Source organism: Streptomyces sp. P9-A2, from assembly GCF_036634175.1.
GTDB lineage: Bacteria > Actinomycetota > Actinomycetes > Streptomycetales > Streptomycetaceae > Streptomyces > Streptomyces pratens.
This window is the reverse complement of the sequence record NZ_JAZIFX010000001.1, coordinates 5,666,832-5,690,106: the sequence shown is the minus strand read 5'-3', so window position 1 is coordinate 5,690,106 and position 23,275 is coordinate 5,666,832. Positions and strand designations below refer to the sequence as shown.

Here is a 23,275-nt window from a genome sequence, read left to right as displayed (position 1 = left end):
TCAACTGCGCGCTTGTCGCGTGAAACCTTTCCGAATGATCGGCAAGGACACGCTCCCGCTTCGAGTGGCGTGAACGCCCATGGTTCCGGCTCCGCATCCGCCGGTGAGGCCTTTGGCCACCATCAGGGCGGGACGGTTTCCTCCGTCCCGCCCTGGGCACCCTTCACGCAACCCGACGCTCCTCCGCACCCGACGCGGAAAGGACGCGACGCCATGTCGGAAGCCGTCACACGCACCGTCACGAGCCCGCCCGGCCTCCTTGCGTCACTTGATCCACTCCTGAGGGAATGGCTGCCGCGGCAGCGCTGGTTCGCCGGCAAGGACCGCCCGGTCACCGGGTTCGCCCTGGTCGCGGCCACCGAACTGCTGCCGCCCACCACCAAGCTGGGTCTTTACCACCTGCTCGTACGCGCCCACCAGCCGCTGTTACCGGGCCACGGCGGCCAGGAGCAGCCCGGAGAGTGCTACCAGCTCCTCATAGGCGTGCGCGAGGCGCTGCCGCCCCGGCTGGCGCCCGCGCTGATCGGGCATGTGAGTGAGGGCCCGCTCGCCGGCCGGACGGTCTACGAGGCCCTGCACGACACCCGGCCCGCCGAACTGCTCCTGGAGGCCCTGCGCAGCCGGGCCCGGATCGGCGGGCTGCGCTTCGAACGGGACCCGGGGCAGGAGATCCGGCCCGGTCTGGTGCCACGCCTGATGACGGTCGAACAGTCGAATTCGTCCGTCGTCTACGGAGATACGTTCATCCTGAAGTTGCTGCGCCGGATCGTGCCCGGGATCAATCCCGATCTGGAGCTGCCGCTGGCGCTGGCCCGCGAGGGCTGCCCGCGAGTACCGCCGCCCACGGCGTGGCTGGTCGCGGACCCGGACCCGGCCGATCCCGGTGAGCCCCATGTACTGGGCGTGCTCCAGCCGTTCGTGCAGGGTGCGACGGACGGGTGGGAGCTGGCGCTGCGGGAGCTGGCCAAGGGCGAGGACTTCGTCGCCGAGGCGCGGGCGCTGGGGCGGGCCACCGCCGAGGTGCACACCGCGCTGGCCCGCGCGCTGCCCACGGTCACCCTGGGGCACAGCGGGCTGCGGGCCATGGTCGCCGGCATGACCGAGCGGCTGGCGGCGGCCGTCCGGGCGGTGCCCGCGCTGCGGCCGTACGCGACCGGTCTCGGCTCGGCGTACACCGCCCTGGACGGCCTGGCCGCCGAGGGGCAGACCTGGACCGCCCAGCGGGTGCACGGCGATCTGCATCTCGGCCAGTGCCTGCGGTCCCCGGCCAGGGGCTCCTCCCACGCTTTCGGCAGTGGGGGAGAGTGGTCGCTGATCGACTTCGAGGGCGAACCGGCCCGGCCGCTCGCCGAGCGGCGGATGCCGCAGCCCGTGGTCCGGGACGTGGCCGCCATGCTGCGGTCCTTCGACTACGCGGCCCGCTCCGCGGACCCGCCGCAGCCGGACTGGGCCGAGCACTGCCGGGCGGCGTACTGCTCCGGCTACGCGGAGGCGGCGGGCACGGATCCGCGCACCGATCCCGTGATGCTGCGCGCGTACGAGACGGACAAGGCCGTCTACGAGGTGCTGTACGAGGCCCGGCACCGGCCCCAGTGGCTTCCGGTCCCGTTGGCGGCGGTGCGCAGACTCGCCGGACCTGACCCGACCGGACCCGACCTGACCTGACCCGACCTGACCTGACCCGACCACCCGACCTTCCCTCAGGAGGCTCCGTCCGTGACCCCCCGCCCCGAGTCCAGCGGTTCACATCCGGAGCAGCCGGCCGAGCAGCGGCCCGCCGAGCCGCCGACGGCCGCGCGAAAGAAGAAACCCGCGGCGGCCACGGCGGCCGAGGCGATACCCGGGAAGGGCGCCACGAAGAAAGGTGCCGTGCGGAAGGACGCCGTGCAGAAGGGCACTGGGAAGAAGGGCACGGCAAAGAAGAAGGCTCTGAAGCAGGGCAGGGCGAAGAAGACCGAGGCCGTCCGGGTGCGGGCCTCCGGGGCGCGCCCGGCGGCCGGGCGGCTCGCCCCGCCGGAGGCCGAGCTCGCGCTCTCCCCCGCTCTCGGCCCCGCCGACCGGCAGCGGCTGCTGGACGGTACGCACCACGACCCGCACGCGGTGCTGGGCGGGCACCCGGTGCCCGGCGGGGTCGCCTTCCGGGCGTTCAAGCCGTACGCCCTGGCCGTCACCGTGGTCTCCGGGGGTCTCACCGTCGAGCTGCACGACGACGGGGGCGGGTTCTTCTCGGCGCTGCTGCCGCTGCGGGAGGTCCCGGCGTACCGGCTGCTCGTGGCGTACGAGGAGACGGTGCGGGAAGTCGAGGACGCGTACCGGCTGCTGCCCACGCTCGGCGAGTTCGATCTGCATCTGATCGGCGAGGGCCGGCACGAGGAACTGTGGACGGCGCTCGGCGCGCACCCCATGACCCACCAGGGGGTGACCGGCACCAGGTTCGCGGTGTGGGCGCCGAACGCGCGTGGGGTGCGGGTGGCGGGCGGCTTCAACTTCTGGGACGGCGCCGGGTACCCCATGCGGTCGCTGGGCTCGTCCGGGGTGTGGGAGCTGTTCGTGCCGGGGGTCGGGGAGGGCGAGCTGTACAAGTTCGACATCACCCGGCCCGACGGTTCGAAGACCCTGCGCGCCGACCCGATGGCGCGGCGCACGGAGGTCCCGCCGGCCACCTCGTCCGTCGTCACGTCCTCGCGGTACGCGTGGGGGGACGCCGAGTGGCTGGCGCGCCGCGCCGAAGTGCCCGCGCACGAGGCGCCGTTCTCGGTGTACGAGGTACACCTGCCGTCATGGCGACCAGGGCTGACGTATCGTCAACTGGCGGAACAGCTGCCCGCGTACGTCAAGGACCTCGGCTTCACGCACGTCGAGCTGATGCCGGTCGCGGAGCACCCCTACGGCCCGTCCTGGGGCTACCAGGTCACCGGTTTCTACGCGCCCACGGCCCGCCTCGGCACCCCGGACGACTTCCGGTACCTGGTGGACGCGCTGCACCGGGCCGGGATCGGGGTGCTGATGGACTGGGTGCCGGCCCACTTCCCGCGGGACGAGTGGGCGCTGGCCGAGTTCGACGGCCGGCCGCTGTACGAGCACGCCGATCCGCTGCGGGCCGCCCATCCCGACTGGGGGACCCTGGAGTTCGACTTCGGGCGGCGCGAGGTGCGCAACTTCCTGGTGGCCAACGCCGTTTACTGGTGCGAGGAGTTCCACATCGACGGGCTGCGCGTGGACGCCGTCGCCTCGATGCTGTACCTCGACTACTCGCGCGAGCCGGGTCAGTGGACGCCGAACGAGCACGGCGGCCGGGAGAACCTGGACGCGGTGGCGTTCCTGCAGGAGATGAACGCGACGGTGTACCGCAGGGTTCCCGGTGTGGTGACGGCCGCGGAGGAGTCCACGGCCTGGGACGGCGTCACCCGGGCCACCCACCACGAGGGCCCGAGCGGTTTCGGTGGGCTCGGCTTCGGGCTGAAGTGGAACATGGGCTGGATGCACGACTCGCTGCAGTACATGAGCCACGAGCCGGTCCACCGCACGTACCACCACCACGAGATGACGTTCTCGATGGTGTACGCCTACAGCGAGAACTACGTGCTGCCGATCTCCCACGACGAGGTCGTGCACGGCAAGCGGTCACTGGTGTCGAAGATGCCCGGCGACTGGTGGCAGCGGCGGGCGAACACCCGGGCCTACCTCGGTTTCATGTGGGCCCACCCCGGCAAGCAACTGCTGTTCATGGGGCAGGAGTTCGCGCAGGGCGCCGAGTGGTCCGAGCAGCACGGACCGGACTGGTGGCTGCTGGACCCGGCCTATGGCGCGGAGGCCGACCACCGCGGGGTGCGCGACCTGGTGCGCGACCTCAACACCGTGTACCGGCGGACCCCGGCACTGTGGCGGCTGGACACCGATCCGGCCGGGTTCCGGTGGGTGGCCGGGGACGCGGCCGAGGACAACGTACTGGCGTTCCTGCGGTACGACCGGGACGGCACCCCACTGCTCGCGGTGTCCCACTTCGCCCCCGTGGTCCGGCACGACCACCTGATCGGTGTCCCGGACGACGTGCCCGCCTGGCAGGAGGTGCTGAACACCGACGCGGCCCGCTACGGCGGCGGCGATGTGACCCATCCGGACCCGGTCAAGCCGGAGTCGCAGGGGCGGCACGGGTTCCCGGCGAGCATCCGGCTGACCCTGCCGCCCCTGGCGACGGTCTGGCTCCGCCCGGCCTGACCGGCGGGCGAGAGCAGGCCGGGCGGAGGGCGGGCGGGCGCTACGTCAGGGTGTCGGCCAGCGGCTTCGGCAGCGGTTCGGTGTGCAGGACGCCGAGCCGCTGGGTGGCGCGGGTCAGCGCCACGTACAGGTCGCTGGTGCCGTAGCGCCCCGGTTCGACCACCAGGACGGAGTCGAACTCCAGGCCTTTGGCCTGCCGCGGGTCGAGCAGTACGACCCCCTGCGTCAGGTCCGGTTCGGTGCCCGCCGTGACCCCGTCCAGCCGGGCGGCCAGGGCGCGGTGCAGGTCGCGCGGGGCGATGACGGCGAGCCGGCCCGGCGCGGTGCCGTCCGGTCCGGGCGGGTCCTGGGGCCCCGGGGACCCGGCGGTGAATTCGGCGACGGCCTCGGCGACGGCGCCGGGCAGGTCGTCGGTGGCGCGGGCCCAGGGGCGCAGGCCGGTGGAGCGGACCGAGCCGGGCGGCTCGAAGCCGGGGTGTTCGGCACGGACCACGGCCGCCGCGACGTCCATGATCTCGGCCGGGGTCCGGTAGTTGACGCCGAGCCGGGTGTGCTCCCAGCGGTCCTCGACGTACGGGGCGAGGATGTCCTCCCAGGAGCCGACCCCGCCCGCCTCCGAGGTCTGCGCCGGGTCGCCGACCAGGGTCATCGAGCGGGTCGGGCTGCGCCGCATCAGCAGCCTCCAGGCCATCGGCGACAGTTCCTGTGCCTCGTCGACGATGATGTGGCCGAACGCCCAGGTGCGGTCGGCGGCGGCCCGTTCGGCGGCGCTGCGGTGGTCGTCCTCCTCGTGCCGCTCCGCGAAGCGTTCCGCGTCGATGATGTCGTGCGCGGACAGGACCTCGGAGGATTCGGGGTCGCCCTCCTCCTTGTCCTCGAACTCGAAGGTCCGCGACGCGTACGACACGTCCAGGACGCCCTGGGCGTAGGCGATCTGCGTCCGCCGCTCCCGGTCGGCCCGCTCGCGCAGCAACCGGTCGTCCTCGCCGAGGAGTTCGGCGGCCTCGTCGAGCAGTGGCACGTCGGCGACGGTCCAGTGCCGGGTCACCGGACGGCGCACGGCGGCGGCGTCCTCGGCCGGCAGGAACTCCTCGGGGGCGGCGAGGAAGTCGGCGACCAGCCGCTGCGGGGTGATCCGGGGCCACAGCTGGTCTACGGCCGACCATACTTCGGGGTTCTCGGCGAGCTCGTCGCGGATCTGGGTGATGTCGCTGGGGTCGAGCAGGTTGCTGCCGTCGTACGGGTCGGTGCCGATGCGTTCGGCGACCATGTCGGTGAGCGCGTTGAGGATGTGGCCCTCGAAGTACTCGCGGGACGTGTTGTGCGGCAGCTCGGCGGCGCGGGTGCGTTCGCGGGCGACCCGGACCAGGCCGTCGTCCAGCATGAGGATCTCGCGGTCGTGCTCGATGGTGATCACCGGGTCGGGCAGCGCCTGCCGGTCGCGGACGGCCTCGGCGAGGACGTCCGCCATGGCGGCCCGGCCCTTCACCGCGGCGGCCTCGGGGGTGTCCGCCCGGGTGGTCCTCACGCCGGGGAACAGCTCGCCGACGGTCGCGAGCAGCACCCCGGTCTCACCGAGGCTGGGCAGCACCTCGCCGATGTAGCCGAGGAACGCCGGGTTGGGGCCGACGATCAGGACGGCGCGGCGGGCCAGCAGCTCGCGGTACTCGTAGAGGAGGTAGGCGGCGCGGTGCAGGGCCACGGCGGTCTTGCCGGTGCCGGGGCCGCCCTCGACCACCAGTACGCCGCGGTGCGGGGCGCGGATGATGCGGTCCTGGTCGGCCTGGATGGTGCGGACGATGTCACCCATGCGGCCGGTGCGCGCGGAGGTGAGCGCGGCGAGCAGCACGGCGTCGCCGGTCGGGTCCTCGTGGCCGGTACGGGTCTCGTCACCGAGGTCGAGGATCTCGTCGTGCAGCGCGGTGACCGTGCGCCCCTCGGAGGTGATGTGCCGGCGGCGCCTCAGCCCCATCGGGGTGTGGCCGGTGGCCAGGTAGAACGGGCGGGCGACGTCGGCGCGCCAGTCGATGAGGACGGGGGTGCGCTCGGTGTCGTCGGCGCGCAGGCCGATCCGGCCGATGTGGTGGGTGGCGTTCGAGGAGAGGTCGATCCGGCCGAAGCACAGCGAACCGTCCACCGCGTTCAGCGCCTCGAGCAGCCCGGACCGCTCGGCGACGAGGATGTCCCGCTCCAGCCTGGCCTGCATGGGCGTGTTGCCCTGGCCGAGCGCGTCCGTGAGGGACACCTCGGTGTCTCCGCGCAGGGCGTCCACGCGTGCGTACAGTCCGTCGATGAATTCCTGTTCCTGTCGGAATTCACGGTCCGGATATTCGCTGTTTGACAATTCGGCTCCCGCCCGGATATACTGTGCTCACTGAACTTCTCTCGCGACTCGACTCTATTGAAGTCGCGAGTCAATAAATATACGCAAAAGAAACCCCCGGGCACAATTACCCGGGGGTTTCTTTCGTACGGCGCCGACCGCCCGCGCCGGTATCGGCTCAGATCACTTCGCCCAGTTCCTCCAGCAGCCGCCGCTTGGGCCTGGCGCCCACCATCGACCGCAGCGGTTCCCCGTCCCGGAACACCATGAACGTCGGCATCGACAGCACCTTGTACGCGTTGGTGGTGGCCGGGTTGGCGTCCACGTTCAGCCGCACGACCTTCAGCCGCCCGCCCTGCTCGGCGGCGAGCGCGCTCAGCACCGGCGCCATCTGTCGGCACGGCGGACACCAGTCGGCGGTGAACTCCACCAGCACCGGCAGTTCGGCCCCGATCACCTCCGTCGCGAAGTCCGCGTCGTCCCCCAAGCTCTCAACTTCGTTCGAGCAGGGAGGTGCCCCCATCCTCGGTCACGCCCTTCGCCCTGCTCACCTTTGCCGCCCTCCGAGTTCGCACACCGGTTCCGGACCTCCCGGAGCCGCAGCGTCGGCCGCCAGTTCGTCGCGCGCCCTCTCCAGCTGCTCCCCGACGACCGCCCGTACGGTCCGCAGCTCGCCGATGAGCGCGTCGAGTTCGTCCAGCTTGCGCCGGTAGACCGCGAGCGAGGCAGGGCACGAGTCGCCCTCGGGGTGCCCGGCCCGCAGGCACTCCACGAACGGCCGGGTCTCCTCCAGCTCGAACCCGAAGTCCTGGAGCGTCCGGATCTGCCGCAGCAGCTTCAGGTCGTTCTCGTCGTACGTCCGGTGGTTGTTGCCCGTACGCCGCGCGGGCAGCAGTCCCCGTGACTCGTAGTACCGCAGTGTCCGCGTGGTGGTCCCGGCGCGTGCGGCCAGCTCGCCGATTCGCATACCGGTGAACGTACGCCTTGACGTCGGCGTCAGGGCAAGGCGGGACGAGACGAATCCGAACCCGAACAAAAAGGGCCGAGCGGCCGGACTCCCGGGGGAAGGAGTCCGGCCGCTCGGCGGCGGGGAAGGCGCTGGAGGGGGGTCAGCGCCGTTGCGGTAGGAGGACGCCGGCCGGTCAGGCCTTGGCGAGTTCCTTCTCGCCCGCTGCGGGGACCTCGGCACGGTCGGCGGGGCCGCCGTCGTGGTCGTCCAGCAGGGTGGTCTCGTCGAAGGGCAGGGCGCCGGAGAGGACCTGGTCGACCCGCTCCCGGTCGATCTCCTTGGTCCAGGTGCCGATCAGCACCGTGGCGACCGCGTTGCCCGCGAAGTTGGTGAGGGCGCGGGCCTCGCTCATCAGGCGGTCGATGCCGACGATGAGGCCGATGCCGTCCACCAGGGCCGGCTTGTGCGACTGCAGACCACCGGCCAGCGTCGCCAGGCCGGCACCGGAGACACCGGCGGCGCCCTTGGACGCGACCAGCAGGAAGAGCAGCAGCGTGATCTGCTCGCCGATCGCCATCGGCGTCCCCAGGGCGTCGGCGATGAACAGCGAGGCCATGGTCATGTAGATCATGGTGCCGTCGAGGTTGAAGGAGTAACCGGTCGGGACGGTGATGCCGACCACCGGCTTGCTGACGCCCATGTGCTCCATCTTCGCGATGAGCCGCGGCAGCGCCGACTCGGACGACGACGTGGAGAGGATCAGCAGGAACTCACGGCCCAGGTACTTGAACAGGCTCCAGACGTTCAGGCCCGCGACGATCCGCAGCAGCGCGCCGAGCACCAGGAAGATGAACAGCGCACAGGTGATGTAGAAGCCGAGCATCAGCACGGCGAGGCTCTTCAGCGCGTCCACGCCGGCGGAGCCGGTGACGGCGGCCATGGCGCCGAACGCGCCGACCGGGGCGGCCCACATGATCATGGCGAGGACCCGGAAGACCAGCCGCTGGATGTGCTCGATGCCGCGCAGGACCGGCTGGCCGGCGTTGCCCATGGCCTGCAGCGCGAAGCCGCACAGCAGGGCGATCAGCAGGGTCTGCAGGACTTCACCCTGGGTGAAGGCGGACACGATCGTGGTCGGGATGATGCCGAGCAGGAACTCGGTGGTGTCCTTGGCCTCCGCGTTGACCTGGGCCTGGCCGGTCTCCTTGACCGCGTCGGTGACCGCGAGGCCCGCGCCCGGGTCCAGGATGTTGCCGACGACCAGGCCGATGCCGAGCGCGATCAGCGACATGACCAGGAAGTAGCCCATGGCGATACCGCCGACGGCGCCGACCTTGGCGGCCTTCCGGACGGAGCCGATGCCCAGCACGATGGTGCAGAAGATGATCGGCGAGATCATCATCTTGATCAGGCTCACGAACCCGGTGCCGATCGGCTTCAGCTCGACTGCGAAGTCGGGTGCCACCAGGCCCACGGTGATACCGAGGGCGACCGCGATGATCACCGCGATGTAGAGATAGTGCGTGCGGTCCCGCTTCACTTTGGGAGCGGCAGGTGCCGTATCGGCTGTGCTGGTCACGGCGGCCTCCTTGACGACGTCGGCATCACCGGCGTGCGGCTCACGTCCGGGGGATGGGGGTTGGGGACAGCCGTGACTATGTCCTGCCTTGTGAGCGCGGTCACCCTTCCGTTCATTTAGTTCACGCTGTCGGAGATGCACACTGTCGGGATGCGCTTCGCCCTCCCCAGACCCCGCAGCCTCGCGGCCCAGCTCTTCGCCATGCAGGCGGTGCTGATAGCGGTGCTCGTGGTGGGATACGCGCTGTTCACCTATGTCGGCGACCGCGGCCAGGCCGAGGAGGCGGCGAGCCGCCAGGCACAGGCCGTGGCCCTCTCGGTGGCGGATTCCCCCTCGGTGCGTGAGTCGATCCGTACCGCCGATCCCTCGGCGACGCTCCAGCCGTACGCGCTGGCGGTGGTGCGCGACACCGACGTCGACTTCGTCACCATCATGAATCCGCGGGGCATCCGCTGGACCCACCCCGACCCGGACCAGCTCGGCCTGCCCTTCCGCGGTCACACCGCGCCCGCCCTCGAGGGCCGGACGTTCACCGAGACCTACACCGGCACCCTCGGCCCGTCCGTCCGCGCGGTCACCCCGGTCCGGGACGGCGACCGGATCGTCGGCCTGGTCAGCGCGGGGATCCGGGTCGACGAGATCAGCCAGCGCGCGGAGGCCCAGCTGACGGCCCTGCTCGCGGTCGCGGGCGGTGCGCTCGGGCTCGGCGCGATCGGCACGTACGTCATCAACGCCCGCCTGCGCCGGCACACCCACGGGATGAACGCGAGAGAACTCAGCCATATGCACGACTACCATCAGGCCGCGCTGCACGCCGTGCGCGAGGGACTGCTGATGCTGGACGGGCAGTACAGAGTGGCGTTGATCAACGACGGTGGCAGGGAGCTGCTGGGTGTGGCTCCGAAGGAGGACGTGGTGGGCAGGTCGGTCACGGAACTCGGCCTTCCGGCGCCGCTGACGGGCGCCCTGCTCGCCTCTCGGCCGAGGGTCGACGAGGTGCATCTGACGGCGGACCGGGTGGTGGTGGTGAACACCTCGCCGGTGTCGGGCGGTGAGCGGCGCGGTTCGGTGGTGACCCTGCGCGATGTGACCGAGCTCCAGTCGCTGACGGGCGAGCTGGACTCGGAGCGGGGTTTCACCCAGGCGCTGCGCTCTCAGGCGCACGAGGCGGCGAACCGGCTGCACACCGTCGTCTCGCTGATCGAGCTGGGCCGGACCGAGGAGGCGGTGGACTTCGCGACCGCCGAGCTGGAACTGGCCCAGGCTCTCACCGACCAGGTGGTGGCGGCGGTGGGCGAACCGGTGCTGGCGGCGCTGCTGCTGGGCAAGGCCGCCCAGGCCAACGAGCGGGGCGTGGAGCTGGTGGTCACGTCGGACAGCCGGCTGGACGACGGCCTGCTGCCGGACACCCTGCCCACCCGGGACCTGGTCACCATCCTGGGCAACCTGATCGACAACGCGGTGGACGCGGCGCTGGGCGGCATCGGCCCCCGGGTGACGGTCACCGCCCTCACCGACGCCGGCGCGGAGCTGATCCTGCGGGTGTCCGACACCGGTCCGGGCGTGGACCCGGACCACGCCGAGGCGGTCTTCCAGCGGGGCTTCACGACCAAGCCGTCGGGGCCGGGCGGGCGCGGGCTGGGCCTGGCGCTGGTACGGCAGGCGGTGGACCGGCACGGCGGCACGCTGACGGTGACGTCGGAGGAGGGCGGCGGCGCCCGCTTCGAGGTACGTCTTCCGCTGCGGGACGCCACCGGGAACCGTGCGACCGCGAACGATGCGATGGCGGGCTCGGGCACGGGAGGCACGGCATGACCGACCGCCCGCCCATCCGTGTCCTGGTGGTGGAGGACGATCCCGTCGCCGCCGCCGCCCATGTGATGTACGTCGGCCGGGTGCCGGGGTTCGTCGCCATCGGCAAGGCCGCCACGGGCGCCGAGGCCCGCCGGGTGCTGGAGCGCACCCCCGTCGACCTGCTCCTTCTCGACCTGCACCTGCCCGATGTGCACGGGTTGCAGCTGGCCCGCTCACTGCGGGCCTCGGGGCATCACGCGGACGTCGTCGCGGTGACCTCGGCACGGGACCTCACGGTGGTGCGCGAAGGCGTGTCGCTGGGGGTCGTCCAGTACGTGCTGAAACCGTTCACCTTCGCGACGCTGCGGGACCGTCTGGTGCGGTACGCCGAGTTCCGGGCGGCCGTGGGCGAGGCCAGCGGCCAGGCCGAGGTGGACCGGGCGCTGGCCGCCCTGCGCGCCCCCGGACCGGCCGCCCTGCCCAAGGGCCTGAGCGCACCGACCCTGGAACGGGTGACCCTGGCCCTGCGCGACGCCGACGAGGGCCTGACGGCCAGCGGGGTGGCGGAGGCGGTGGGCATCTCCCGCATCACCGCCCGCCGCTACCTGGAGCACCTGGTCGACGCGGGCCGGGCGATCCGACGCCCTCAGTACGGGGCCGTGGGGCGGCCCGAGCTGCAGTACCGGTGGGTGACGGGGCCGTAGGACCGACCGACCCCGGGTCGAACAGGCCCGGGGTCGAACAGGCCCGGGGTCGAACAGGCCCGGGGTCGAACAGGCCCGGGCCGGACCGGCCCCGGGTCGAGCAAGACCGGGTCGAGCAGACCTGGCGGGGCCGTCCGTCAGTAGACCGACTCGGCCTCGTCCATGCGGCCCTTCGGGACCGTCTTCAGTTCGGTGACGGCCTCCGCGAGCGGCACCATCACGACGTCGGTCCCGCGCAGCGCGGTCATCCGGCCGAACCGCTCCTGGTGCGCGGCCTCCACCGCGTGCCACCCGAAGCGCGTGGCGAGCACCCTGTCGTACGCGGTCGGCGTGCCGCCGCGCTGGATGTGGCCGAGGATGACCGGCCTGGCCTCCTTGCCGAGGCGCTGCTCCAGCTCGTGGGCCAGTGCCGTGCCGATGCCCTGGAAGCGTTCGTGGCCGAACTTGTCGATCGCGCCCTTGCCGTAGTCCATGGTGCCGTCGGCGGGGTGGGCGCCCTCGGCGACGCAGATCACCGCGAACTTCTTGCCGCGGGCGAAACGTTCCTCGATCATCTTCACCAACCGGGCCGGGTCGAAGGCCCGTTCGGGAAGGCAGATGCCGTGGGCGCCGGCGGCCATGCCGGACTCCAGGGCGATCCAGCCCGCGTGCCGGCCCATGACCTCGACGACCATGACCCGCTGATGGGACTCGGCGGTGGTCTTCAGCCGGTCCATCGCCTCGGTGGCGACGCCGACGGCGGTGTCGAAGCCGAAGGTGCGGTCGGTGGAGGAGATGTCGTTGTCGATCGTCTTCGGCACGCCGACCACCGGCAGGCCGGCCTCCGACAGCATGTGCGCCGCGGTGAGCGTGCCCTCGCCGCCGATCGGGATGAGCGCGTCGATACCGAAGTCGCGGATCATGTCCGAGGCGTTCTCGCAGGCCTCGCGGAGCCGGTCGCGCTCCAGCCGGGAGGAGCCGAGTATGGTGCCGCCGCGGGCCAGGATGCCGCTGACCGCGTCGAGGTCGAGGGGGCGGTAGCGGCCGTCGAGCAGGCCCGCGTAGCCGTCCTCGAAGCCGATGACCTCGTCGCCGTAATTGTCGACCGCTCGGTGCACGACCGACCGGATCACTGCGTTCAGGCCGGGGCAGTCGCCGCCTGCGGTGAGAACTCCGATACGCATCGTGCAGTCGTCTCCTGGTCGCTGGGAATACCGGTGAACCGTCTCCGATTGTTCCATGCCGCCCGACGCACTGCGGCCCCCTCCCTCCGCCGGGTCCCGGCTCCCCGCCTCTCCCCACCTTTCCACCGCCCCGGCCTCCGTCCCCGGCCCGGGTCCACGTCCTTCCCGGCCCGGGTCCACAGCCCTCCCCCGGCTCAGGCCCAGACCCCTCCCCCGGCCCGGTTCCACATCCTTCCCGGCTCAGGTCCTCATCCCTCTCCCCTGCTCGGGCCCAGACCCCTCCCCGGCTCAGGTCCACATCCCTCCCCGGCCCGGGTTCGGCCTGGGTTCGGATCCCTTCCCGGCTCAGGTCCGCATCCCTCCCCGGCCCGGGTTCGGCCCGGTTCGGTCCGGTCCGGCCCGGGTTCGGTCCGGCCCGGCCCGGTTCGGTCCGGTCCGGCCCGGGTTCGGTCCGGTCCGGCCCGGTTCGGTCCGGTCCGGTTCGGTCCGGTCCGGGTTCGGTCCGGTCCGGGTTCGGTCCGGTCCGGTCCGGTTCGGTCCGGTCCGGGTCCGGGTTCGGTCCGGTCCGGTCCGGTTCGGTCCGGTCCGGGTTCGGATCCCTTCCCGGTCCCTCGGGGCACGTCCCGGCCGTCCCGGCCGCCCCGTTCCTGCCGGGTGTCCCGGCCGTGCCCCGGCCCCTCGGCCGGGCGCCCCCACCAGCGGCGGCGGTACTGTCGAGGAGGATCCGCCCGTCCCGGCGGGCGGATGCCGGCCGGCGCCGGGAGGGCACCGGTCCGCAGGGCCGAAAGCACCGCGAGACCCCGACGAAACGGAGCACGCGTGACCCGCAGTGTGTACGTCACCGGTATCGACCGTGGCGACGGCCGCCAGGTCGTCGAACTGGGAGTGATGGAACTCCTGACCCGGCAGGTCGACCGGGTGGGCGTCTTCCGTCCCCTGGTGCACGACGGCCCGGACCGCCTCTTCGAACTGCTGCGCGCCCGCTACCGGCTCACCCAGGACCCGGCGACCGTCTACGGCATGGACTACCAGGAGGCGTCCGCCCTCCAGGCCGAACGCGGCCCCGACGAACTGGTGTCGACGCTGGTCGACCGGTTCCACCTGGTCGCCCGCGAGTACGACGTCGTCCTCGTCCTCGGCACCGACTACGCCGACACCCAGTTCCCGGACGAGCTGTCCCTCAACGCCCGCCTGGCCAACGAGTTCGGCGCCTCGGTCATCCCGGTCGTGGGCGGCCGCCGGCAGACCTCCGAGTCGGTGCGCGACGAGACCCGCAACGCCTACAGCGCCTACCACAACCGGGGGTGCGACGTGCTGGCCATGGTGGTCAACCGGGTCGCCCGCGAGGACCGCGACGAGATCGCCGAGCGGCTCTCCTCCCGGCTGCCCGTGCCGTGCTACGTCGTCCCCGACGAACCCGCGCTCGCCGCCCCCACGGTGGCTCAGATCGCCCACACCCTCGGCGCGAAGGTGGTGCTCGGCGACGACTCAGGACTGGCCCGCGACGCCCTGGACTTCGTCTTCGGCGGCGCCATGCTGCCCAACCTCCTCGCCGCCCTGACCCCCGGCTGCCTGGTCGTCACCCCGGGCGACCGCGCCGACCTGGTCATCGGCGTCCTGGCCGCGCACAGCGCCGGTACCCCGCCGATAGCCGGCGTGCTGCTCACCCTGGACGAGGTACCGGGCGAGCGCATCCTCACCCTTGCCGCCCGGCTCGCTCCCGGCACCCCCGTGCTGTCGGTGCCCGGCAACAGTTTTCCCACCGCCGAGCAGTTGTTCTCCCTGGAGGGAAAGCTGAACGCGGCCACCCCGCGCAAGGCGGAGACCGCGCTGGGCCTCTTCGAGCGGTACGCCGACACCGCCGAACTCACCCGGCGGGTCTCCGCGCCCAGCAGCGACCGGGTGACGCCGATGATGTTCGAGCACAAGCTGCTCGAACAGGCCCGTTCCGACCTCAGGCGGGTCGTCCTGCCCGAGGGTGACGAGGAGCGGGTGCTGCGCGCGGCCGAGGTGCTGATGCGCCGGGGCGTGTGCGACCTCACCCTGCTCGGGCCGGTCGACCGCATCCGCAAGAAGGCCGCCGACCTCGGTATCGACCTCGGCGACACCCAGCTGATCGACCCGGCCGAGTCCGAGCTGCGGGACACCTTCGCCGAGAAGTACGCCGCGCTGCGCGCGCACCGGGGCGTCAGCGTCGAACTGGCCTACGACGTCGTCTCGGACGTGAACTACTTCGGCACGCTGATGGTGCAGGAGGGACTGGCCGACGGGATGGTGTCCGGCTCGGTGCACTCCACGGCCGCGACCATCCGGCCGGCCTTCGAGATCATCAAGACCCGTGAGGACGCCTCGATCGTCTCCTCGGTGTTCTTCATGTGCCTGGCGGACCGGGTCCTGGTCTACGGGGACTGCGCGGTCAACCCCGACCCGGACGCCGAGCAGCTCGCCGACATCGCCGTGCAGTCGGCGGTCACGGCCGCGCGGTTCGGGGTGGAGCCGCGGATCGCGATGCTGTCGTACTCGACGGGCACGTCCGGCTCCGGCGCCGACGTCGACAAGGTGCGCGAGGCGACCGAGCTGGTCCGCGCGCGCCGCCCCGACCTCAGGGTCGAAGGGCCGATCCAGTACGACGCGGCCGTGGAGCCGTCGGTCGCGGCGACCAAGCTGCCGGACTCCGAGGTCGCCGGACAGGCGACCGTGCTGATCTTCCCCGACCTGAACACCGGCAACAACACCTACAAGGCCGTGCAGCGCTCGGCCGGCGCGGTCGCGGTCGGCCCGGTGCTCCAGGGCCTGCGCAAGCCGGTCAACGACCTGTCCCGGGGCGCCCTGGTCCAGGACATCGTGAACACCGTCGCCATCACGGCCATCCAGGCCCAGTCCCCGGCCGCCCCGGCCCCGAGCGAGAAGGCAGCCGCCCAGTGAGCCCCCACCCGTCGCCCGCCACCACCCTGCCCGACGAGCCGCGCCCGGCCCCTCCCTCCCGAGTCCTCGTCCTCAACTCCGGTTCCTCGTCGGTGAAGTACCAGCTGCTGGACATGACCGACGGCAGCCGGCTCGCGTCCGGCCTGGTCGAGCGGATCGGCGAACGGACCTCGCTGGTCCGGCACACGCCGTCGGCGTCGGGCGGGGTCCCCAGGGAGCGCACCGGACCGGTCGCGGACCACGAGGCCGCCCTGAAGGCGATGGCCGAGGAGCTGGCCGCCGACGGGCTGGGGCTCGACTCCCCCGAGCTGGCCGCGATCGGGCACCGGGTGGTGCACGGCGGAAAGCACTTCACCGAGCCGACCGTCATCGACGAAGCGGTCCTCACCGAGATCGAGCGGCTCATCCCGGTCGCCCCGCTGCACAACCCGGCCAACCTGACGGGTATCCGCACCGCGACGGCGCTGCGCCCGGACCTGCCGCAGGTCGCCGTCTTCGACACCTCCTTCCACACCACGATGCCGGAGTCCGCGGCCCGCTACGCGATCGACGTGCGGACCGCCGACGAGCACCGGATCCGCCGCTACGGCTTCCACGGCACCTCGCACGCGTACGTGTCACGGGAGACGGCCCGACTGCTCGGAAAGGCGCCGGAGGACGTGAACGTCATCGTGCTGCACCTGGGCAACGGGGCGTCGGCCTCGGCGGTGCGGGGCGGGAGGTGCGTGGACACCTCGATGGGGCTGACGCCCTTGGAAGGGCTCGTGATGGGTACCCGGTCGGGAGACGTGGACCCGGCCGTCATCTTCCATTTGACCCGCGTCGGCGGAATGTCCATCGACGAGATCGACACTCTCCTCAACAAGAAGAGCGGTCTGGTCGGCCTGTGCGGTGACAACGACATGCGCGAGATCCGCCGCCGGGTCGACGCGGGCGACGAAGAGGCGAAGCTCGCGTTCGACATCTACATTCACCGTCTGAAGAAGTACATCGGCGCCTATTACGCCGTTCTCGGCCGGGTGGACGCGGTGGCGTTCACCGCCGGGGTCGGCGAGAACGCCGCAGCGGTGCGGGAGGCGGCCGTGGCGGGCCTGGAAGGACTGGGCCTGGGGGTCGACGCCGAGCGCAACGGCGCGCGCGGCACCGGCCCGCGGCTGGTCTCGCCCGAGGGTGCGCGGGTCGCGGTCGCCGTGGTCCCGACGGATGAGGAAATGGAGATCGCCACACAGACCTACGCACTGGTCGGAAAGCCCAATTGAGCAGCCGCTTTCTCATGTGTGCCTTCCGCCGGACGGAATATTCCGGAGCGAAACAAACCGATAGGATCGCCCCATGCGCCGTTCCAAAATCGTCTGTACTCTCGGCCCCGCGGTCGACTCCCACGAGCAGCTCATCGCCCTGATCGAAGCCGGCATGAACGTGGCCCGCTTCAACTTCAGCCACGGCTCACAGGCCGAGCACCAGGGCAGGTACGACAGGGTCCGTGCCGCCGCCAAGGAGACGGGCAGGGCCATCGGGGTCCTCGCCGACCTCCAGGGCCCGAAGATCCGTCTGGAGACCTTCGCCGAGGGTCCCGTCGAGCTGGTGCGCGGTGACGAGTTCACCATCACCACCGAGGACGTCCCCGGCGACCGGACGATCTGCGGGACGACCTACAAGGGGCTGCCCGGTGACGTCTCCCGCGGCGACCAGGTACTGATCAACGACGGCAACGTCGAGCTGAAGGTACTGGACGTCGAGGGCTGCCGGGTCAGGACGATCGTCATCGAGGGCGGCGTCATCTCCGACCACAAGGGCATCAACCTGCCCGGCACGGCCGTGAACGTGCCCGCGCTGTCCGAGAAGGACATCGAGGACCTGCGGTTCGCGCTGCGCATGGGCTGCGACATGGTCGCCCTGTCCTTCGTCCGGGACGCCAAGGACGTCGCCGACGTCCACCGCGTGATGGACGAGGAGGGCCGCCGGGTGCCCGTCATCGCCAAGGTGGAGAAGCCGCAGGCGGTGGACAACATGGAGGACGTCGTGATGGCGTTCGACGGTGTGATGGTCGCCCGCGGCGACCTCGCCGTCGAGTACCCGCTCGAGAAGGTCCCGATGGTGCAGAAGCGCCTGATCGAGCTCTGCCGGCGCAACGCGAAGCCGGTGATCGTGGCGACCCAGATGATGGAGTCGATGATCACCAACTCCCGTCCGACCCGCGCCGAGGCCTCCGACGTGGCCAACGCGATCCTGGACGGCGCGGACGCGGTCATGCTGTCGGCCGAGTCGAGCGTGGGCGCGTACCCGACCGAGACCGTGCGGACGATGTCGAAGATCGTCCAGGCGGCCGAGCAGGAGCTGCTGTCCAAGGGCCTGCAGCCGCTGGTGCCCGGCAAGAAGCCGCGCACGCAGGGCGGTTCGGTGGCCCGTGCCGCCGCCGAGATCGCCGACTTCCTCGGCGGCAAGGGCCTGGTGGCCTTCACCCAGTCCGGCGACACCGCCCGCCGGCTGTCCCGTTACCGCGCCATCCAGCCGATCCTGGCGTTCACCACGGACGAGTCCACCCGCAACCAGCTCACGCTCAGCTGGGGCGTGGAGTCGCACGTCGTGCCGTTCGTGAACAGCACCGACGAGATGGTCGACCTGGTCCAGCAGGAACTGGTCCGGCTGCACCGCTTCGACGAGGGCGACATCGTGGTGATCACCGCCGGCTCCCCGCCCGGCGTCCCCGGCACCACCAACATGGTCCGCGTCCACCACATGGGCGGCGCGACCAGCTGACCGGCCGGCACCTGTACGGCACTGAGGGCACCCCCTGCGGAAGGGGGTGCCCTCGGTGTTTCGGCGTGGCTCCCGACGTGGCCCGTCGGGCGTTCGGGCGGGCGCGCTCGGTCGAGTGCCCGGGCGGCCAGGCACTCGGTCGGGCAGGTGCTCGGTCGGGCAGGTGCTCAGTCGGCGTACTGGCGCAACCCCGGGATGTGCAGCGTTCCGCCGAACTGGCCGGCCTGCTGGACCGTCACATCCGTGAAGTAGATCAGGGGGATGTTGAGCGGCGGCGGGTTCTCCGGGTCGAAGGTGACCTGGATCAGACCGAGCAGCTTGCCGGAGATGCTCTCCGTGTACATCACGGTCTCGCCGTCGCGGATGGTGGACGTCGAGCCCTTGGCCGCCCGCACATGGTGGGTCTTGCCGGACATCTTGTCCTCGACCGTCTGGTGCAGGTCGCCGATGTCGGTGCCCTTGGAGACGACGTACTTCAGGACCTTCTTGGTCTTGCCGCTCGCGGTCCGCACCTCGACGACGCCCTGGTAGTCGGCGCCCGTCAGCAGCAGCGAGCTGGCGTTCAGGATCCACGGGTCCTCGGGCAGCAGGATCTTGTTGTCGACCCCGCCCTCGGCGTCGGTGGCGACCGGGCAGTCGTCGACGTCGGTCGTGGCGCTCTCGGAGGGGCTCGGGCTCGGCGAGGCGGTGACCTCCGGGTTCGCGGTGGCCTCGTCGGCCTCCGCAGCGGGTTCCTCCGCCTCCCCGGCTTCCCCGGCTGCCTCGTCCGCGGTGTCGGCGGGCTCCTCGACGGCTTCGGTGCTCTTCCCTCCGCCCTTCCCTCCGCCCTTCTCGGCGGTTTCCTCCGCCGTGTCCGCCTCGCCCTCGGCTGCGCTGCCCGCGGCGGACGCGGAGGCCGACGGGGTGGGGCTCGCGGCCGCCTCGTCGGTCTTCTTGCCCTTCGGGGTGAAGAAGTCCTTGACGGCGTCGCCGAACTCCTCCAGAGCGTTGCGCTCGGTCTCCGAGGGCGACGGCCCGGGCTCCTCGGTCTGCTCGTCGGAGGCCTCGGGGCCGACGGGCGCGGCCTCGTTCCCGCCGTCCTTGTCGTCGGAACCTGAATCCGACGAAGAGGACGAGCTCTTGTCCGTGCCCTTGTCCGTGCCCTTGCCCTTGCCCTTGCCCTTGCCCGTGTCCGCGTCCGCGTCCGTACCGGAGTCCTCGGCCGTGTCGTCGCCGGCGGAGGCCGAAGGGCTGGGCTCCGTGGCGGGCGCCTCCTCGTCCGGGGAGGCCGTGTCACTCGCCGACGCGGACGCGCCGTCCTCGGAGGCACCGTCCTCCAGGGCCGCCAGGCAGTCCTTGTACTCGTCGGCGGTCAGGCTCCTGGACTTCGGCTGCTCGTCGGCCTGGGCCAGTGTCGGCGTGAACCCCATGCCCATCAGGACCGCGCTTGGCATCGCCGCGAGGGCGACCGCCTTCCCGGCCGGCATGTGGAACCTGGTGAGCAGCGGCTTCCGGGGGGCCGCGTGGCGTGGCCCTCTCCGCACCGGGGTCAGGGCCGCGGCAGTGCTCCGGTTCCGCATCTCGTCAGCCGACACGGTGCCCCCTGTCATGGTCCTCGATCCGGGCGTCGTCCGCCTCCCCGAGGTCGCCGGCCCCGTACGGAGGGTGCGGCTGCCCCGCCTCGCCCGCGGTGCCCTCGGGCGCGCCCCGGGGGACGTCCTTGCGAGCACCGTTGCCGGACGGTCCGCCGAAGAGCTTCCAGCGCCCGCCCGCCTCGCTCTGCGGCTTGTCCGGCACCCAGGAGAGGGACAACGCACCGCCGACCATCGCGAGCAGGTAGCCGACGACGAAGCCGCCTATGTTGGAGACCACGAGGGACACCAGGGCCAGGAGGATCGCCGCCACACCGGCGAAGATCCGGGTGGCATGCTGGAACCACATGGTCAGACCCAGCGTGATCAACAGGACACCGATGATCAGAGAGCCCGCGCCGGCGGTCGTCGCCATGGCGATCGACATGTGGCCCAGCTTCAGCGTGGCGTAGGGGAAGTAGGCGATGGGCACCCCGCCGAGCAGGGTGAAAAAGCCCGCCCAGAACGGCCGGTGGCCCCGCCAGTCACGGAATCGCAGACGCAGCCGGGTGAAAGTCCCGGCGCTCTGGACCGGAGTCTCGGCACTCATGGAATACAGCTCCCTGGTCCGGTGAAATTACCTACCGGCTCGGCCTGGGGATGGAGAAGCCGGAAAGTCTGAGTCTGTGCGAACGCCCGGGTACGAAGCACCGGGCTGGGTGTGCGGGGCGGAGAAGCAACCGCTTCCCCGCCCCCCACTCGGCCGCTCAGCCGGCCGAGGACGGCTCCGGAGCGGAGACCGTCAGTAGCACTCCATCTTGGGGTCCGTGCCCAGACGCATCTTCAGGCCGCTGAGCTTGAACGTCCCGGCGGTGGTCGCCCACGCCGTCTGCTCGACGTTGTAGAGGTCTGCCTTCTCCGCCTGCTGGGCGAAGCCGCCCGGCAGTACGCTGTCGCCCTGCTTCAGCGCGGGTCCCCGGGTCTTGTCCTTGACCGCGACACCGATGTCGATGTTGGTGAAGGTCGCATCGGCGTCGAGCTGGGCGACGTCGATGTAGAGGTTCTTGGCCTCGACCTTGTTCTTCTCGTTCGGACCCGCGTCCAGACGAAGGTAGATCGTCCCTATGCCGGGAATCTTCGTCTTGACGGACTGACACATCTTGGTGATCTCGGCACGGTCGAACGAGGAGATCGCCACCGGGTGCTGGGTCTTCTCCTTCTCGTCGCCCGCGGTCGACGAGTAACCGGTGTCGATACCGCCGTACTGGGCGAAACCCCATCCCTCGAGATGCTGGGCCTTCACTTTGAAATCCTGGCCCGACACGCTGAACGACGCCGCGAGGGCGCCCTGCGCCAGGCCGATACCCACCGCGGCCGTGGCGACCACGCTGGGCACCATGACCACGGCGAACCGCTTCCATCTGGTCCCGCCACGCACCTGGGACTCCATATTTCCTCCTTCTCGGACCTACATCTCCCGCTCTGACGCGTCGCCAGTCGGCGGACGGCCGGGCAGGGATGGGAGAAGCACCACGTCCTCGGGAAGGAGAGCACCGCACCCGGCAGCGCGCGAAGCGTCCGGATCACCGGCGATCGCCCCCGAGCGACAACCACTGGTCGCGCCTGACACACATCACGCACAACCTGCCGGACAGGCTTCGCCGGGCGGGCGAAGACCCCCCTGCCCAAGAACCGGCTCCACTGCCGCCGGTTCTGCTCGGTGGGGACCCAGGAGCGCCCGCGTCCCGACCGGATGTCGGAGTACGGGCAATGGACCGAGCGTCGCCGATCGTGGTGCATTCTCGTCGCCCGCACAAGGGGGTTCATTACTTGCCAGTAATGAACGGATGGCCGAGGGGCGACCCACCGGTATCGGACGACGACCCTGGGTGCCCCGGAGGGGGCCTGCAAAGCGGTTGATCGATGGACAGAATCCGACAGATCAACGTGGGTGACTTACTTGCAGTAACAGCGGCCGCGATCGCCAAGTTTTGGCAAAACGCGGCCGCACCGGCCTCCGTCGGCCATTCCTTCACCGGGGCACCAGTCGTCCGGAAACCACCTTCCGGGGGCCTGAGACCAGGTGCCCGCCCCGCTCAGAACAGAGCGCGTGCCAGTGACCTGCGCGCCGTGACGACCCGCGGGTCCTCGGCGCCGACCACCTCGAACAGCTCCAGCAGCCGTACCCGTACGGCATCGCGGTCGTCGCCCGCCGTACGCCCCACCGTCTCGATGAGCCGGCCGAAGGCGTCCTCGACATGGCCGCCCACCAGGTCCAGATCGGCGGCGGTGATCTGCGCCCCGATGTCCTTGGGGTTGCCGGCGGCGTCCGCACGCACCTGCTGCGGGTCCAGGCCCTGCACCCGCTGGAGCAGTTCGGCCTGGGCGAGACCCAGCTGGGCCTCCGGGTTGCCCGGGTCGTCGGTGAGCACGTTCCTGTAGGCCTGGATCGCGCCGCCCAGGTCACCGGCGTCCAGCGCCCGCACCGCGGCCTCCAGCAGGGCGTCGTACGGGCCGACGGGCTCCTCGGCCTCCGAGGCGGCACCGCCGTCCCCGCCCCCGGGCACGGCGTCGGGGTCGACGGCGAGTCCGGTCAGACCGAAACGCTCCTCGGCGACCTGCACCAGCTGGTCCAGGGTCTGGCGGATCTGCGCCTCGCCCGCGGCCCCCTGGAAGAGCGGCAGCGCCTGTCCGGCCACCACCGCGAACACCGCCGGGATCCCCTGGATCCCGAACTGCTGCATCAGCATCTGGTTGGCGTCGACGTCGACCTTGGCGAGGAGGAAGCGCCCGTTGTACTCGACGGCGAGCCGCTCCAGGACGGGGCTCAGCTGCTTGCAGGGCTCGCACCACTCGGCCCAGAAGTCGATGACGACCGGGACCTCGGCGGACCGCTGCAGGACATCGCTCTCGAAGCCGGCCTCGTCGACGTCGATGACGAGGTCGGCCGGGGAGACGGCACCCCCGCCACCCTGCCGGGCCGCTTCCGCGCGGGTCTGCTCCGCCTTCGTCTTGGCCTCTTGGGCCGCCTTCACCGCGGCGAGGTCGACGACTCCGCTCATGGACATGTTCCGTGGCTGCATGCGTCTATCCTCCCCCGTACCCCACGCGTCTGTGAAAAGCACCCGAAAACCCGGATGTCCGGGCGTCGTTGATCGCCGTACTGCCGGGCGCCGGGTCCCCACCCCACGCCGGTGGTCGTCGCTCGAGCGCGTCGGTCTCCGAGTGACCCCACGCTTTCGCTACGAGCCGTAGCGTAATACGGAGTGCGGCGTACCGAGCAGCCCCCCGCCCCGGTGATCTCCCTCAC

Annotated in this window: 16 protein-coding genes; 7 read left to right on the top strand and 9 right to left on the bottom strand. The window is 71.3% G+C overall.

The features are described 5' to 3' along the window. Positions 1-213 precede the first annotated feature (213 nt). Positions 214-1,665, top strand: a complete 1,452-nt coding sequence (locus tag V4Y04_RS25990; RefSeq protein ID WP_332430742.1) for a maltokinase N-terminal cap-like domain-containing protein — start codon at positions 214-216, stop codon at positions 1,663-1,665. A 51-nt stretch (positions 1,666-1,716) separates the two neighbouring features. After that, on the top strand, positions 1,717-4,218 hold the full coding sequence (glgB, locus tag V4Y04_RS25985) for a 1,4-alpha-glucan branching enzyme (protein ID WP_332430741.1): 2,502 nt from the start codon (positions 1,717-1,719) through the stop codon (positions 4,216-4,218). A 40-nt stretch (positions 4,219-4,258) separates the two neighbouring features. On the opposite strand, the gene V4Y04_RS25980 is transcribed toward glgB, so the two are convergent. From V4Y04_RS25980 to V4Y04_RS25965, 4 genes are all read right to left on the bottom strand, one after another. Then, positions 4,259-6,580 (bottom strand): HelD family protein, encoded by a 2,322-nt coding sequence (locus tag V4Y04_RS25980; RefSeq protein WP_332433002.1) that lies wholly within the window; start codon positions 6,578-6,580, stop codon positions 4,259-4,261. A 139-nt stretch (positions 6,581-6,719) separates the two neighbouring features. Further along, positions 6,720-7,028, bottom strand: coding sequence for a thioredoxin family protein (locus tag V4Y04_RS25975; RefSeq protein ID WP_443080087.1), 309 nt, complete (start codon positions 7,026-7,028; stop codon positions 6,720-6,722). A 60-nt stretch (positions 7,029-7,088) separates the two neighbouring features. Beyond that, complete coding sequence (locus tag V4Y04_RS25970) at positions 7,089-7,508, bottom strand: MerR family transcriptional regulator (RefSeq protein WP_332430739.1); 420 nt, start codon at positions 7,506-7,508, stop codon at positions 7,089-7,091. 175 nt (positions 7,509-7,683) lie between these two features. Further along, the gene (locus V4Y04_RS25965; protein ID WP_332430738.1) at positions 7,684-9,069 is read right to left on the bottom strand and encodes a cation:dicarboxylate symporter family transporter; all 1,386 of its coding nucleotides are present in this window, start codon (positions 9,067-9,069) and stop codon (positions 7,684-7,686) included. A 150-nt stretch (positions 9,070-9,219) separates the two neighbouring features. Here V4Y04_RS25965 and V4Y04_RS25960 point away from each other — a divergent pair, with 150 nt between their 5' ends. Then, complete coding sequence (locus tag V4Y04_RS25960; RefSeq protein ID WP_332433001.1) at positions 9,220-10,884, top strand: sensor histidine kinase; 1,665 nt, start codon at positions 9,220-9,222, stop codon at positions 10,882-10,884. Then, a complete protein-coding gene (locus tag V4Y04_RS25955) occupies positions 10,881-11,567 on the top strand; it encodes a response regulator (protein ID WP_332430737.1) in 687 nt (228 codons plus the stop codon). The genes V4Y04_RS25960 and V4Y04_RS25955 overlap by 4 nt, the downstream gene beginning before the upstream one ends. Positions 11,568-11,704: 137 nt before the next feature. Here the strand turns inward: V4Y04_RS25955 and V4Y04_RS25950 are convergent, their stop codons facing one another. Further along, positions 11,705-12,730: an ATP-dependent 6-phosphofructokinase gene (locus tag V4Y04_RS25950; protein ID WP_332430736.1), complete on the bottom strand. Its 1,026-nt coding sequence runs from the start codon at positions 12,728-12,730 to the stop codon at positions 11,705-11,707. Positions 12,731-13,549: 819 nt separating this feature from the next. On the opposite strand from V4Y04_RS25950, the gene pta reads away from it, so the two are divergent. The 3 genes from pta (at position 13,550) to pyk (ending at position 18,415) form a co-directional block, all read left to right on the top strand. Beyond that, positions 13,550-15,655, top strand: a complete 2,106-nt coding sequence (gene pta, locus V4Y04_RS25945) for a phosphate acetyltransferase (RefSeq protein ID WP_332430735.1) — start codon at positions 13,550-13,552, stop codon at positions 15,653-15,655. Continuing rightward, positions 15,652-16,914, top strand: coding sequence for an acetate kinase (locus V4Y04_RS25940; RefSeq protein WP_332430733.1), 1,263 nt, complete (start codon positions 15,652-15,654; stop codon positions 16,912-16,914). Before pta ends, V4Y04_RS25940 begins: the two co-directional genes overlap by 4 nt. Positions 16,915-16,987: 73 nt before the next feature. Continuing rightward, entirely contained in the window at positions 16,988-18,415 is a 1,428-nt protein-coding gene (pyk, locus tag V4Y04_RS25935) for a pyruvate kinase (protein ID WP_332430732.1), read from the top strand. A gap of 167 nt (positions 18,416-18,582) precedes the next feature. On the opposite strand, the gene V4Y04_RS25930 is transcribed toward pyk, so the two are convergent. The 4 genes from V4Y04_RS25930 to V4Y04_RS25915 all read right to left on the bottom strand — a co-directional run bounded on the left by V4Y04_RS25930 (position 18,583) and on the right by V4Y04_RS25915 (position 23,048). Continuing rightward, a complete protein-coding gene (locus V4Y04_RS25930) occupies positions 18,583-19,989 on the bottom strand; it encodes a hypothetical protein (protein WP_443080086.1) in 1,407 nt (468 codons plus the stop codon). Beyond that, positions 19,979-20,575 carry a DUF6114 domain-containing protein gene (locus tag V4Y04_RS25925; protein WP_332430730.1) on the bottom strand — a complete coding sequence of 199 codons (597 nt, stop codon included), beginning with the start codon at positions 20,573-20,575 and terminating at the stop codon, positions 19,979-19,981. The genes V4Y04_RS25930 and V4Y04_RS25925 overlap by 11 nt, the downstream gene beginning before the upstream one ends. A gap of 192 nt (positions 20,576-20,767) precedes the next feature. Then, positions 20,768-21,415, bottom strand: coding sequence for a DUF6230 family protein (locus V4Y04_RS25920; protein ID WP_332430729.1), 648 nt, complete (start codon positions 21,413-21,415; stop codon positions 20,768-20,770). A gap of 646 nt (positions 21,416-22,061) precedes the next feature. After that, a complete protein-coding gene (locus tag V4Y04_RS25915; RefSeq protein WP_332430728.1) occupies positions 22,062-23,048 on the bottom strand; it encodes a tetratricopeptide repeat protein in 987 nt (328 codons plus the stop codon). Between the last annotated feature and the right edge of the window lie 227 nt (positions 23,049-23,275).

Bases quoted from the DNA above. Each gene is read 5' to 3' on its own strand.
- V4Y04_RS25990 (WP_332430742.1), top strand. From the start codon at position 214: ATGTCGGAAGCCGTCACACGCACCGTCACGAGCCCGCCCGGCCTCCTT.
- V4Y04_RS25970 (WP_332430739.1), bottom strand. From the start codon at position 7,508: ATGCGAATCGGCGAGCTGGCCGCACGCGCCGGGACCACCACGCGGACA.
- V4Y04_RS25960 (WP_332433001.1), top strand. From the start codon at position 9,220: ATGCGCTTCGCCCTCCCCAGACCCCGCAGCCTCGCGGCCCAGCTCTTC.
- V4Y04_RS25955 (WP_332430737.1), top strand. From the start codon at position 10,881: ATGACCGACCGCCCGCCCATCCGTGTCCTGGTGGTGGAGGACGATCCC.
- V4Y04_RS25950 (WP_332430736.1), bottom strand. From the start codon at position 12,730: ATGCGTATCGGAGTTCTCACCGCAGGCGGCGACTGCCCCGGCCTGAAC.
- pyk (WP_332430732.1), top strand. From the start codon at position 16,988: ATGCGCCGTTCCAAAATCGTCTGTACTCTCGGCCCCGCGGTCGACTCC.
- V4Y04_RS25925 (WP_332430730.1), bottom strand. From the start codon at position 20,575: ATGAGTGCCGAGACTCCGGTCCAGAGCGCCGGGACTTTCACCCGGCTG.
- V4Y04_RS25920 (WP_332430729.1), bottom strand. From the start codon at position 21,415: ATGGAGTCCCAGGTGCGTGGCGGGACCAGATGGAAGCGGTTCGCCGTG.
- V4Y04_RS25915 (WP_332430728.1), bottom strand. From the start codon at position 23,048: ATGCAGCCACGGAACATGTCCATGAGCGGAGTCGTCGACCTCGCCGCG.